This window comes from Bartonella krasnovii, from assembly GCF_003606345.3.
GTDB classification, from domain to species: Bacteria; Pseudomonadota; Alphaproteobacteria; order Rhizobiales; family Rhizobiaceae; genus Bartonella; species Bartonella krasnovii.
This window is the reverse complement of sequence record NZ_CP031844.2, coordinates 979383-992582: the sequence shown is the minus strand read 5'-3', so window position 1 is coordinate 992582 and position 13200 is coordinate 979383. Positions and strand designations below refer to the sequence as shown.

Annotated in this window: 13 protein-coding genes and 1 pseudogene; 6 read left to right on the top strand and 8 right to left on the bottom strand. The window is 32.9% G+C overall.

Annotated features, from left to right (window positions below; translation table 11 throughout):
- Both D1092_RS04210 and D1092_RS04205 read left to right on the top strand, forming a co-directional pair.
- Complete coding sequence (locus D1092_RS04210; RefSeq protein ID WP_120122320.1) at positions 1–810, top strand: MBL fold metallo-hydrolase; 810 nt, start codon at positions 1–3, stop codon at positions 808–810.
- A gap of 98 nt (positions 811–908) precedes the next feature.
- The gene (locus tag D1092_RS04205; RefSeq protein WP_120122319.1) at positions 909–1268 is read left to right on the top strand and encodes a hypothetical protein; all 360 of its coding nucleotides are present in this window, start codon (positions 909–911) and stop codon (positions 1266–1268) included.
- Positions 1269–1650: 382 nt separating this feature from the next.
- Here D1092_RS04205 and D1092_RS04200 read toward each other — a convergent pair whose 3' ends face one another.
- Genes D1092_RS04200 through pcsA form a run of 3 tightly spaced genes read right to left on the bottom strand, consistent with a single transcriptional unit; the run spans position 1651 to position 3931 of the window.
- The gene (locus D1092_RS04200; protein ID WP_120122318.1) at positions 1651–2040 is read right to left on the bottom strand and encodes a DUF6163 family protein; all 390 of its coding nucleotides are present in this window, start codon (positions 2038–2040) and stop codon (positions 1651–1653) included.
- Positions 2037–3083 (bottom strand): enoyl-CoA hydratase/isomerase family protein, encoded by a 1047-nt coding sequence (locus D1092_RS04195; protein ID WP_120122317.1) that lies wholly within the window; start codon positions 3081–3083, stop codon positions 2037–2039. The genes D1092_RS04200 and D1092_RS04195 overlap by 4 nt, the downstream gene beginning before the upstream one ends.
- A 29-nt stretch (positions 3084–3112) precedes the next feature.
- A complete protein-coding gene (pcsA, locus tag D1092_RS04190) occupies positions 3113–3931 on the bottom strand; it encodes a phosphatidylcholine synthase (RefSeq protein WP_120122316.1) in 819 nt (272 codons plus the stop codon).
- A gap of 181 nt (positions 3932–4112) precedes the next feature.
- Here pcsA and D1092_RS04185 point away from each other — a divergent pair, with 181 nt between their 5' ends.
- From D1092_RS04185 to D1092_RS04170, 4 genes are all read left to right on the top strand, one after another.
- Positions 4113–5339 (top strand): UbiH/UbiF family hydroxylase, encoded by a 1227-nt coding sequence (locus D1092_RS04185; protein ID WP_120122315.1) that lies wholly within the window; start codon positions 4113–4115, stop codon positions 5337–5339.
- 749 nt (positions 5340–6088) lie between these two features.
- Positions 6089–6433, top strand: a complete 345-nt coding sequence (locus D1092_RS04180) for a hypothetical protein (RefSeq protein WP_120122314.1) — start codon at positions 6089–6091, stop codon at positions 6431–6433.
- Positions 6411–6767 (top strand): hypothetical protein, encoded by a 357-nt coding sequence (locus tag D1092_RS04175; protein WP_120122313.1) that lies wholly within the window; start codon positions 6411–6413, stop codon positions 6765–6767. The genes D1092_RS04180 and D1092_RS04175 overlap by 23 nt, the downstream gene beginning before the upstream one ends.
- Positions 6768–7193: 426 nt before the next feature.
- On the top strand, positions 7194–7718 hold the full coding sequence (locus D1092_RS04170; RefSeq protein ID WP_120122312.1) for a superoxide dismutase family protein: 525 nt from the start codon (positions 7194–7196) through the stop codon (positions 7716–7718).
- A gap of 599 nt (positions 7719–8317) precedes the next feature.
- On the opposite strand, the gene D1092_RS04165 is transcribed toward D1092_RS04170, so the two are convergent.
- The 5 genes and pseudogenes from D1092_RS04165 to D1092_RS10110 all read right to left on the bottom strand — a co-directional run bounded on the left by D1092_RS04165 (position 8318) and on the right by D1092_RS10110 (position 13034).
- Entirely contained in the window at positions 8318–9256 is a 939-nt protein-coding gene (locus tag D1092_RS04165; RefSeq protein WP_120122311.1) for a COG2958 family protein, read from the bottom strand.
- A 396-nt stretch (positions 9257–9652) separates the two neighbouring features.
- Positions 9653–11558 (bottom strand): annotated as a pseudogene (locus D1092_RS04160) (DEAD/DEAH box helicase); the annotation flags it as partial.
- A 23-nt stretch (positions 11559–11581) separates the two neighbouring features.
- Entirely contained in the window at positions 11582–12475 is an 894-nt protein-coding gene (locus tag D1092_RS10120) for a DNA methyltransferase (protein ID WP_420913991.1), read from the bottom strand.
- 29 nt (positions 12476–12504) lie between these two features.
- Positions 12505–12663 (bottom strand): hypothetical protein, encoded by a 159-nt coding sequence (locus D1092_RS10115; RefSeq protein ID WP_167309287.1) that lies wholly within the window; start codon positions 12661–12663, stop codon positions 12505–12507.
- A gap of 38 nt (positions 12664–12701) precedes the next feature.
- A complete protein-coding gene (locus D1092_RS10110; protein ID WP_148255607.1) occupies positions 12702–13034 on the bottom strand; it encodes a DNA methyltransferase in 333 nt (110 codons plus the stop codon).
- Positions 13035–13200 lie beyond the last annotated feature (166 nt).

The window sequence follows — 13200 nt, the reverse complement described above, 5'->3', positions numbered from 1 at the left end:
ATGTGCGATCAGTACCGATTTACGATATTAGGCTGTGGTCCCTCTCCAGGGGTCCCACGCCCCAATGGTGATTGGGGGACATGTGATCCGAATAACCCTAAAAATAAACGCTACAGAAGTTCTTTATTAATTGAACGCATTAAATCATCAGGAAAAAAAACAACGATCGTTATTGATACAGGTCCAGATTTTCGCTCACAAATGATCGATGCGCGTGTAAGCCATCTTGATGCTGCTCTTTATACGCATTCTCATGCAGATCATATCCACGGTATTGATGATTTACGCAGTTATGCCCTCGCACAAAAATGTTTAATCGATATCTATGCTGACAGGTTTACACTCGAGCATCTCAAAAATGCTTTCGGATATTGTTTTCAAACACCAAAAGATTCATCTTATTCACCTATCTTAAAAGAGCATCTTATCGATGAAGATAGCCAATTTATTATTCAGGGGAAGGGGGGGGAAATAAGCGTCAATACGCATTTACAATACCACGGAAATATTCATTCCTTAGGTTTTCGTATTGGGAATGTTGCCTATTGTACAGATGTTAGTGAATTTCCTGAAAAAACATTATCCAAATTAATGGATTTGGATGTTCTTATTATTGAAGCTCTTCAATTTAAACCTCATCCGAGTCATTTTTCTGTTGATCAAGCATTACAATGGATAGAATATTTAAAGCCAAAACAAGCTATACTTACACATATGGATAGATCGCTAGATTATAATGAGGTTGTCAATTACGTCCCAACTTACGTAAAACCAGCACATCAAGGTCTTATTTTTGAGACGAAGGCATAAGCTTATTTAACGCCATATTCTACATTTTAAAAATTATCCTTTATTTTGTTTTATTTTTGTCGTAATTGGTGCTTTTTTATGTCAAAAGTGAGGTTTTTATGCATAAGAGTTTTAAGCGGGGAATATGTCTTGTGGCTTTAGCGGTTTCCTTGACAGCATGTGGGGGGCGTTTAGAAAAAAATATTTCAACGACAACATTACATGATGGAACAATGAGTTGTGCCGATATTCAACGGGAATTTTTTGCTAATAAGCGTCAGATTAATGATACAATTGCAGAGCGCTCTAAAGCAAGAAATAAAAATGTAGCTTTAGCAGCAGCAGGTGTTATATTTGTACCTGCTTTGTTTTTTATGGATGTAAAATCAAGCGAAAGTAATGAAATTGCAGCTTTAAATAATCGTAATGCTGTTTTGAGTGATCTTGCACGTATAAAACGTTGTAAAATAGCGCAATAATTTTTCTGATTTTATAATACGTATAACTATTTTGGTCTTTAAGGTATATACCTTAAAGACCAATCAAGAGGCGTACACTTTTTAAAAATATATAGGCCAATATTCGTTTGCCATTTTTCTCCCAATCTCCCATGATTTTGGGTCGAGGGTGTATGTTTTAAAATAGAGTTTATGGTGTTTTCATTGAGCTTAGAAAGTTTTATTTTCTTTACTGAATTATCGCATAATATATATTATGGAACTTTTGATAAGGAAGATACGTTTTATAGTCCAGTATGTTGGAAAATGAATAACCATTCCTATGCATCTTTTTTTAAATTTTAAAAACTTAAGTTAGATTGAAAACCGATTTATTCTGAAAAGTTTCAATCACAACCGTTTTTTATTCTTTCAAAAAAATCATTATAATTCGTAGGATCACAAAGACTAAAAATAATATTCCATGAAATAATGCTATAAATGGTTGATAAATAAAATTAGAATAATAGATTATTATTTCAATTAACGCCGCACTACACCATAAAATAATGCCCCATAATGAATACATCCAAAGTCCAATCAAGGAAATAGGATAGAGAATAGCCAATATCGCTGATGCAAATTGCCACTGCCAAGGCATAAGATCAAAACGCCATAAAATACCTGGAAAGACACCAACTAAGCGTATCCAATAAAAAATACTCAAGCTCAAGCAAATCAATGCCAAAAATCGCAAATAACAGTTATAAATTAAGTTGATTTTTGAAATCCGTTTATGTGAATTATTTTTCACAATAATAACTCTTGTTCAACAGGTTGGAAATAAGCCTCTACCATCTCATCTGTTACATTTAAAAGTTCATCTGGCTTCCATTTGGGTTTTTTGTCCTTATCGATTAACATAGCACGTATCCCTTCATGAAAATCATGTGCATTAATCATATGATGTGCGATGCGGTTTTCAATTTTTATACAATCTTCCAAAGTTCGAGGTACATTTTGTTTCATTTGTTTCCAGATGACTTTTAAACTTATCGGAGAACGTGACTGCAAAATATCATAACATTCTTTAGCAAATAAAATACCTTCATTACTTTTTTTATAAAGCAATTCAAGGCATTCTTCTAATGTCTGAGCACTAAAACAAGTGTTAACAATACAGCGTATTTCATGACTTGTTTCATAGTCTTTTGTAATTGCATACTTATTTAAAGCTAAAGTAGGATCTCCTTGCTCAATAACTGCTTTCCTAATCATATCGAACTTAACTTCAGGAACTGCATGTGTTGCTAATCCTAAATTTAAACAATCTCCCCACTTTATATTTGCACCGGTCAATGCAAGATAAATACCAAAATAATTGGGTAGGGATGGTAAGAAAAAACCTGCACCAACATCTGGAAAAAATCCAATCGCAGCTTCCGGCATAGCAAAAACTGTATTTTCTGTAACAATTCGATGGGAACCATACAGAGAAATACCGACCCCTCCTCCCATCCAAATACCGTTTAAGAAAGAAATATAAGGCTTTGGAAAACGTTTAATATAAGCATTTAAGCTATATTCCTCTCTAAAATATTGATAAGCAGAAGCACTTTTCCCCATATGATAGATTTCTACAACATCTCCACCAGCACAAAAAGCACGTCCCTCTCCTTCAATTAAGACACATGAAATATCATTATCTGTTTCCCACGTCTTGAGAGCTTTTTTTAAGGCGGAAACCATTCGCCCATTAAGAGCGTTTAATGCTAAAGGGCGTGTGAGCTTTATAATACCAGCATACCCTTCTTTCGTAAAAGAGATATCATTATCTGCTCCAAAATCAATTCTCATTTCACACCCTTCTTAAAATCTTAAAACAATTAATCTATTGTTTTTTTTATATTTTTCATCCCAAGTTGGGGAAATATTTGCATGATCGCGCCAATACAATATATATAAATTCCTGTTATTGAAATTCCTATTTTTACCCAATCAGGAACCTCTAATTGATAAAAGAAAGCCACAACACCAAAGAAACACCATAAGAGAAAAATTGGAAAATTAATTTTTCGTAAACGACAGACTCTTACAGGATGGATGAAATAAATTGGCAAGAAAGATATAATGGCCGATAAAACAATAATAAAAAAGGTAATCCACTCCCCTGGCCTTACGACAAAAAGTGTAAAAACCATCATATTCCAAACAACAGGAAATCCTTTAAAAAAGTTTTCTTTGGTTTTCATCCCCGTATCAGCATAATAAATAGCCGATGAAATAACAATGACTGCACTCAATGAAAACGATAACCCTACCCCCATAAAACCACTTTGATAGAGGGCAAAAGCAGGAATTAAAACATAAGTTACGTAATCAATAATATTATCTAACAACTCTCCAGACCATGTTGGAAGTATATATTTAACATCAAGTTTGCGTGCAATGGGTCCATCTATACCATCAACAAGAAGTGCAAGCCCAAGCCAACAGAACATAGCTGTCCATTCTTTTTGAGAAGCCGATATAAGAGAAAGAAACGCTAAAAATGATCCAGAAGCCGTTAGTAAGTGAACAGAAAAAGCCTTTGCTTGTGGCATTGTTACCTTTTTATGGCGTAATAATTTAGCATTTGTTTTGATTTTTTTTGTTAGTTTACGTTTCAAGGTTTTCTTATCCTCGTTTTTACAGTCTTCATCCATCTACCATACGCCATTTTTACCCGTGATTATGACTCAGCATAACAAAAATCATAAAAAGGTTACTTTTTTATATCGCATTATTTATTACATAATATAATAGAAGAGCTTCATACAATAAAAAGAGAGAAATCATTTGGAAATGTTAAAATATTTGCTCTATTGAGGAAAGGAGCGACTTGTTGTGATACTTGAAAAGAAAGAACATAAAGCTATTACCGTTATTGGTGCAGGCCCTGTCGGGATGTTAGCCGCATTAAGGCTTGCGCATAAAGGTTTTTTTGTTTTTCTTGTTGGCCCCCCTGCCCATACGGATGAGTTACGGACAACAGCTCTTATGATGCCTGCAATACGCACGCTCCAAAAACTTAATATTTGGAATAGCCTTCAAAAACAAGCTGCAGCTTTATCGTACATGAGAATTATCGATATAACTTCTAGGATTGTGCGTGCGCCTACAGTACATTTTTCTTCTGCTGAAATTGGTGAAAAAGCTTTTGGATATAATATACCTAATGTAGAATTGAACTCTGCTTTAGTTGATGCTGTTGCACAGATGCCTAATATTAAAAGATTTGTTTCTGAAGCTAAATCTTTTCACCACACGAAAAGCCATGTATCTATTACTCTTACTGATGATAGAGTCATTCAAGCACCACTTGTTATTGCTGCTGATGGACGCCACTCTCTTACCCGTGCAGCAGCCGGGATAACTGTTAAACAGTGGAGTTATTCACAAAAAGCTCTTGTTCTCAATTTTTCTCATGAATTTTCTCATCAGAATACATCAACTGAATTTCATACAGAACATGGCCCATTTACACAGGTTCCACTCCCTGGACGAAGATCCAGCCTTGTATGGGTTGTTCACCCTTCTCGTGCTGAAGAATTATTGAATATAGAATCAAAAGCAATTACAAAAATAATCGAAAATCAAATGCAGTCAATGCTTGGAACAATAACCATAGAAACATCAATTCAAGCATGGTCACTTTCAGGGCTTCTCGCTCATCATTTTGCTGCAAATCGAACGATTTTAGTGGGCGAATCTGCTCATGTTTTTCCCCCTATTGGAGCCCAGGGATTAAATTTAGGATTCCGTGATGTTCAAACTTTGATTGATATTTTACCCAATCAAATATCCGATTCTAACTCTGAAATGATTGTTACACAATATAACCAATACCGCAAACCAGATATATTAATCCGTAGTGGAGCTGTTCATACCCTCAACTCTGCTTTACTTTCTCATATGTTGCCTGTTCATATCATGCGTAGCATTGGCCTTGGTCTATTACATCATTGCTCACCATTACGTAATTTATTTATGCGCGAAGGTATGTATCCCGGTTACGGCTTCAAGGAAGTGATGTCAATATTTCCAACAAAATCACCTAAACAACTCTATTGAGAAATAAGAGATAATAGCGAAAAATAAATGCTAATTTTGTATCTTGCATCCTCATGTAAACTAAAAAAATAATAATAAGTGTATAATCTATAAATAACTAAAGAAATAGTTATTTATAATAATGCGTTTTATAAGTATATTTATTTAGTAAAAATATAATATCCTAGTATACAATAAAAATAAATTAATTCATTCTTTAAGACATAAATATAATTCAAAGACTCTTTACCAATTTTGTAAAATTCATACTAGAATGTTTATTCTATTGTTTCACATACCTGTTTTAAAGCAACATCTTGCATTTAAACTCGTTTCTCGCAATAGCACCTACATTAATAATATAAACGGAAAACTATTAAATTATTTTTACGTTTATAAAGGTGGTAAATCTGTATGTATATTTCAGGATTGTTTGTCATCCTCTGATATTTGAGATCCCCTTTATATTTGAGACAGTTTTTAAGTTAAGAGACATTTTATTCTCCCTTTACTTATACACCAGATTCTTTAAGTTTGTATAATAATATATGTATAATTAATATTTCTACATCTCATATTATCTAAAAAACTACTCTATATATTTCTTATAATTCTTTATTAAATATAAAACTCATAGATAAAAAATAAATTTATTTAATCAATAAATTTTCAATTTTTTTATTAAGTATAATATTAAAAATAAAACCATCTTGGGAACCAGTTAGCAATACAACGGTTAATGAAGTGTTGTTTCAACAGAGAGTGACAAGATGAAACTACCTAACTTTTTGAAATTAAGTGCTTTTTTTGTGATGATAGTATATGCTTTATTGATCGTCACTACTTCAATCAGTGAAGTTTTTCATCTTCCTTATTGTCAAACCTTTACCTATAACTCTAGTCAAAATGTCACTAAAATAGGTCAAAATTCATTTACTGCTTCACAAATTAAAAATTGTCTTATGCAAAATGGTTTTGAGAACATTAAACGATTGCGTTTAGATGACAAAGGTATCTGGCGTGCTTTAGTAAAATTTAAAAAGTCCCATTTTTTCGTGTCCGTTGACTATTCAGGAACAGTTAGCATTCAAAATGAAAGAAAAAAATATGATTGAGTTTAAAACTTACAGTAACGTTTCTATTCGTCCTTGTAAGAAACTTTCTTTCAAAAAGTGCTATCATTCTATTAAAGAATTTGCTTTTATTGGCGGTTTAAATGGTAGCATATCAGGAGCAATCGCAGCAACTCTTGCTACTTATGGTTATATTGCTCTGCCAGGATTTGGTCCACTTATCGCAATGGGTATAGGAGTAGCACTTTCTGCCGGAACGATAATAGGAGCGCTGATAGGATCCGGAATGGGGGTGGGTGTTGGTATATGCTGTATTTTATGGGAAATTTATATCAATCATAGTAGTTTTTTCTCTTATAAATTTCACAACGAATAGAAAGTTATTGTCATTTTTCTATGAACAGAACATTAAAATATCAACAAATTAAACAAATTATATGCTCTGTTTTTTGCTGAAACGATCATCATATATTAGCTAACTTATTTAAATTACTTAATTAATTTCTGAATATATCTCAAAAAAATATTTTTTAAAGAATCTCTTGAAGAAAGGTAAGCGAGATATAATTATCCACCTAATAAAAGCTACATTTTTATAGATCAAAAAACAAAAACTGTGTTTAAAAATATACTAATTTATTTATTCTTTATAAGAGCTAATATTTCTGTATAGTTTATTTTTATTAAAGTTAAGTTTAAAATATTTTTATGTATATTAATAATATATATTACTAAAAAATATTATAATTAAGATTATTATCTATAGATAATAACTTATTTAAAGTAATTATAAAGGTATTTTATGAAAAAAGTATTATTCTCATTATTCGTTTTTATGGCATTTCTAATACATAAAAACTTTGCATTAGCACTATCAACAACAGTGAATATTTATAAACTAGAAAATAATAATTCAAAAAAACCTATTGGTAGCATTAAAATTGAAGAAAGCACATATGGTTTGGTTTTTATCCCTAGTTTATCGACTTTACCAGAAGGGATGCATGGTTTTCATGTACATGAAAATCCTTCATGTGATACAAAGGAGGGCGTAATTGGTGGGAGTGCAGGAGGACATTATGATCCTGAACATACCGGAAAACATTTAGGACCTTATAATGTCGATGGTCATCTTGGTGATTTACCAGCACTTTATGCTGATAAACGAGAATATGCCACGATGAGCGTCATTGCTCCACGATTGAAAAAAATTTCTGAAATTACAGGGCGCTCATTAATAATTCATTTAGGGGGTGATAATCAATCAGATAAGCCGTTACCGCTTGGTGGAGGTGGTGCACGTCTGGCGTGCGGCGTTATTGAATAAATAAGAGAGTATTATGGTAAATTGTATTGTAGCTCCCCTTATCATAAAATATGATAGAAATTTATTTTTTAAGCCTACTTTAAAAGATTAAATAACCTCTGCAGTATTTTATAAAGTTCATATTTTTCTTTAAATATTTAATATAGATGATAAAGACTTAACGATAATCAAGACGAACAGCAATCGGGACATTTTTCGTAAAAAAAACTTCAATATGAGAAAATAATATATTTTCAATGATTGAGGTAAATAAAGCAAAAAAGTTGAATTTAACTCTCCATAATAGCAAATTTGTAATAAATTATAATCATTAAGTCTAATATCTAATAGAAATTATACCCTACGCGCAAAATAGAACAGGCTAAAACAGAATTTATTCACTTCCACTTGATGCGTACGCAAAAATTTTTATTGATTTAATATCAATATAAGATTCTTTGAAATAACCGAATGTTACAATATTCTAATCTCTCATTTAAGTTAAGTGAGACTAATTATCATTATAAATCAATATAATCATTCAAGTAAAAACAGTGATCGTAATTTTTTATCACTCTGAAAAAGAACTTTTAAATAATAGAGTCCTTTTAAAGTAACCTTCATGGCCCCATGTGATCCCAATCAGATGGACGCATCTCACCGGTTTGATAAAATTGACGAATGAGCTTAATATAATGAAGAAAGTCTTTGTTTTCCTCCACTAATCTATTAGCAATATCCCAATCAATATCTCTGCGTTCTTTAGCAGGAATTATGATCTCACTCTCGGAAGCATTTTCCTTGTCAAGTCTTATAAATCCAATTCCATGCAAGCTTGAAAGCATCCGAAGCTCTTTTAATGTATCAACACCTTCAATTTCACTTGCAACTAAATAACTAAAATTAGCCCATGAAGAATTGCTTACTGTTTGAAAAAATGCTTTTCGTAAATTTGAACGATTGATGAGAATTTTAACTTCAAAAGACCAAAGCTTCGTTTTTTTATCAAAATATTGTAAAATGCAGTCTTTGACTTCACGATTCCATTCTTTACTTAAATCTTGTATTCCTACGAGATCTGGATAAAGCCATTTATTTCCACCAGAGCCGTGTTTATTACGAGAATGTTTTTCGTTAATCCTTTTGCTATAAACTTCAAGCTCTGACCATAAAAATTTAGATAATAATGGATAAAGATCATGCTCTTTAATAGAGTCATCGTCTGTCTTACTCTCTGTATTGTCCTCTACTGCATCAATTTCAGCACTATCTGTTTGTTTTGTAAAATAATACTGCCTTGGTCGTCCTTCAGTAGTTTTAATTTCAGGATGACGCTTTTGCAAGTGTGGACGCTTAGACCCTATTTCAGCAACAATTTGCTGAATAAGAGCTGTATCACTATTAAGAGGCATAACTGTTGCAGTTGAACGCTTTTGTTTTTTACGGCAAGCATCTTGGTAATTTTCGAATATCCATTGAGCGATTTCGCGAGCAGTAAACTTTTTTGTTGGGTTTTGTTTTAAAAAATTAAAAGTAATATTTGTTAAGTCCAGAGCCATACATCAAATCATCCATTTTATCTGCTGTTATATTTTATTTCATTGCGCTTCAATTTTACAAGAGAAAGAGTAATAAATAGTTCAGCTTTTTAAAATTCTTTTATTTGTATCTATTAAGTTATCAAATGAAATTCAGAAAGAATGAGTAATTTTTTGATTTAAGAATTTTATAGTGTTTAAAAAGCAATAGCATAAGAAGCAAAAATAGGATTCAGATATTCAATTCAACTTATCATTCATAAATTCAGAAACTTATGAGATAGTAAACTCTGCACACAAACCTTCAAAACTGCTGTTTGCCTTAATAGAATCATGCGGAATAAGAATATAATACTATGGTTTTCGTCATGCGTGACAGAATAATGCGTTGCATGACGACACCATTCAACTGCTACTTAAAAGCTCTTTACTAACAGGTTGCAAATTTAAGCTTTCTAGATTTTTCAAATCAAAATCAGAAAAACCATAAGTAACCTCACGCGAAGGAATAAGTACAATATTGGGAATATCTATGATCAATTCTGATAATTATTTTATCATAATTATAACCACTTTTTACACAAGAGACTGCTGTGCTAGCGGCATGGTGCTCATAATTCTATTGTTTATTTTTTCTTGTATCGGCGCAGAAAAAGCATTTGAGAATTTGGTAAATTATTATTCTCTTTGATAATATTCCACGTGATAGCAGCAATTTCTTGCTCTTCGGGCGCTAATATAGGGAAATTTGTATTCCGTAACATGATATTTTGTAAATCAGATGCTCCATTTATATCAGAATAATGCGTTACCACTGTCTGCATCAATAAAGCTTCTGCTTGACTTGGTACTGTCATTATATCTGTCTTTTCAGGGGGTATATCCCCTCCTATTCCACTCTCAATATGTTTTTTATAATGGAGTTTGGATCGTTTGCACGATCAATAATATCTTGAAAACGATCATGCGCAATAATTGTTAAACGATCAATAGCTTCTACACCTGTCCTATATCCATAAGGCAAACGCAATCCACGCCCAATAGTTTGTTCTGTTAAAATTTCTGATGCAGAGGCACGCAATGGTACAATCGTATAGAGATTGCTAACATCCCACCCCTCCTTTAATTTATTAACGTGAATAACAATTTCTGTTGGTTCATGAGGATCCTCAATCGCAATAAGCTTTTGAATATTTTGATCTTCTTCTATATTGGACTGTTTTGTATGAATCTCTGCGACTTTTCCCTTATAAGCCCCTGAAAAAAAATCTTCTGATTCCAAAAAGTCACGCAATTTTTGTGCATGATTTGTATCTTGAGCAACAACTAAAATAAAAGGCTTAATGAACTTTTGGTTATAATCCTTGGCATAGGTAATTAAATCTGTTTTTACATTTTCATGGGCATGAATCGCATCTTGTAATTTAATATATTCTAATTGCTCAGATGTATAATTTTGAGGTTGAAAGTCTTTACGTGTAGCAACCGCAGGTTCTTTTACAAAACCATCCCTCATAGCCTCTGCAAGTGAATAATGATAAACAACATTTTTAAAATTTACAGGTTTTGTCCCTATTGTTTTTGGTGTTGCTGTAAGCTCTATTCCTAATATGGGTTTTAACTCATTAATTGCCGCTGCACCAGCAGAAGCACGATAACGATGTGCTTCATCCATTAACAAAACTAAATCAGGAAGATTTGCGAGATAATCAAAATAACTTTCGCCAATCGTTTCTTGTAAGCGTTTAATGCGCGAAACACTAGATTTTAGTGCACCTTTTTTATTATCCGTTGTATTAATTTTAGAAATATTAAAAATATTGATAAAGGCTGTATCCCTATTTTCAAACAAACGCTTTTGTCCGTGATAATGGTGTTCATCAGCACGAATACCTTTACCACTTTCATAGTCTTCACCTGTAATAATAACGGGCCTATTTGCAATAAATTCACTTATTCCATTGAAAACATACTTTGAACTTTGTGGACTAAAATCCTGTTTTAATTTTTCATAAATAGTTAAATTTGGTGCTAAAACAAAAAAGTGACAACTACGTCCTGTTAAATAAAGATAGCTGATAAAAGCGCCCATAAGGCGTGTTTTCCCAACACCCGTTGCTAAGGCAAAACAAAAAGAAGGAAAATTTCGTTCAAAGTCTTGTATAGAAGGATAGAGATTTTTTATCAATTCTAATTGTGCGAACAAATCAGCATCTTTAGAAAGATCTAACTTTTCTAAGATATTCACCAAAATATTTAAAGATTCACGCTGAGGATCACGCAAGGATAGGCGAGCAGAAACCCTTTTTTCAACAGTGTTCATGAGAAACTCTGCTTTTTATATATTTATTCAAATAGATCTAATTCTGCTTGCACATCATCTTTATCTTTGTTTTTTTCTTTTACCACGATCATTGGTTCAAGATTGGCTACATTTAAACTGTAATCATCCCTCCCCCATTCACATTTTTCCAATATTGCACGGGGAATTTTGGTCAGTGTCAAATTCTCAAAAAATGTTTCTTTTGTATCAAAGGCGGTGCAACAAATCAGCAACGTGCGATGGGAACCTACCTCTTCGCTCATAAGACGGAGTTGTTCATGGGTTATAGCACTTGTTGTTACATAAATATAATCTGTTTCGGTTGAATAGCCTTGCATCCAATAATGATTTTCATCTGGCGCATAGGTAAATTCCATATGTTTACACATCGCTTCTGAAAGCATTGCTGCATTATATTTGCGACTAATAATCCATTGTCCCCATGGATCTTTTTCTAACAAAGAAGGTGCAAGACGATAATAACGGAATCCACCGCCACCTTGCCAATTGACACTTTTGGAAATTCCCCTTTGATCCGTTCCATCAATTACCTGTTTTAAACGAGGAACAATGTGGGTATGACAATGTTCACCAAGTTCAATCATAATCCACTTGCGTCCCATTTTATGAGCAACAGCACCAGTCGTGCCAGAACTTGCAAAGGAATCCAACACAAGATCACCGGGATTAGTGGAAAGTTGAATAATACGCTCTATGAGCTTTTCAGGTTTAGGAGTTGTAAAAACATCATCAGAATTAAAGACTTTAACTTCTCTCTTTGCATCCTGATTATGTCCCACTTCCGTATAGGGCCAAATGGTCATTGAAACCATACCGTTTTTTACTTCTGATAAAAAACGCTTCAGAGAAGGAACATTGCTTCCTGTTGGACCAAACCAAATATGATTATATTTCAATAATTCAGAGATTTTTTTTCACTTATAACCTAACTTCTACCATGAGGAGGAATCACCTTTCGTCCAGAAGGTGTAGTGATTTCATAAAGAGTCACTCTTTTCACAGATAAGTCTCCAGATTTCCAAGGACCACGTGGATCATTATCAGGATTTTTATAGCGGGCATCCATATCTGTTAAACGAGGCACTAAGTAAGGGCGCCAAATTGTTTTATCTTTAGCATAAATTATAAAATCATGGTTATCTGAAAGCCATTTTGTGGAGTATATTTCTTTTGCCAAATAATATTGTTGATGAAATTTTGGCGACCAAAAATTTCATCCATCATTACTTTAAGATAGGCTTGTTCATCGTCATCAATCGATATCCAGATACTCCCATCATTTGCAAGTAAACGATGGAGTAGTTCCAACCTGTCTCTCATAAGGCTGAGCCATATGGAGTGTTCCAAACCGTCTTCATAATGTTCAAAAGCATTGCCTGTATTATAAGGTGGATCGATATAGATACATTTCACCTTCCCCGTATATTCTTGTTCAAGTGCTTTGAGTGCGAGCAAATTATCACCAAAAATAAGTTTATTATCAAAAATATCTTTGGATGATATTTGATGCGAGGCATGATAAGACTTTTCAAGATCTTCTAATAAGATACGAGGCTCCAGTTTGGAGCGTTTCTCTTTTCCAATCTAGGTAAGTTCTAATTTTGGTTTATTATAATGCATA

Excerpts from the sequence above, each read along its gene's own strand:
- D1092_RS04210 (WP_120122320.1), top strand. The coding sequence starts at position 1 with ATGTGCGATCAGTACCGATTTACGATATTAGGCTGTGGTCCCTCTCCA.
- D1092_RS04205 (WP_120122319.1), top strand. The coding sequence starts at position 909 with ATGCATAAGAGTTTTAAGCGGGGAATATGTCTTGTGGCTTTAGCGGTT.
- D1092_RS04195 (WP_120122317.1), bottom strand. The coding sequence starts at position 3,083 with ATGAGAATTGATTTTGGAGCAGATAATGATATCTCTTTTACGAAAGAA.
- pcsA (WP_120122316.1), bottom strand. The coding sequence starts at position 3,931 with ATGGATGAAGACTGTAAAAACGAGGATAAGAAAACCTTGAAACGTAAA.
- D1092_RS04180 (WP_120122314.1), top strand. The coding sequence starts at position 6,089 with ATGAAACTACCTAACTTTTTGAAATTAAGTGCTTTTTTTGTGATGATA.
- D1092_RS04175 (WP_120122313.1), top strand. The coding sequence starts at position 6,411 with ATGAAAGAAAAAAATATGATTGAGTTTAAAACTTACAGTAACGTTTCT.
- D1092_RS04170 (WP_120122312.1), top strand. The coding sequence starts at position 7,194 with ATGAAAAAAGTATTATTCTCATTATTCGTTTTTATGGCATTTCTAATA.
- D1092_RS04165 (WP_120122311.1), bottom strand. The coding sequence starts at position 9,256 with ATGGCTCTGGACTTAACAAATATTACTTTTAATTTTTTAAAACAAAAC.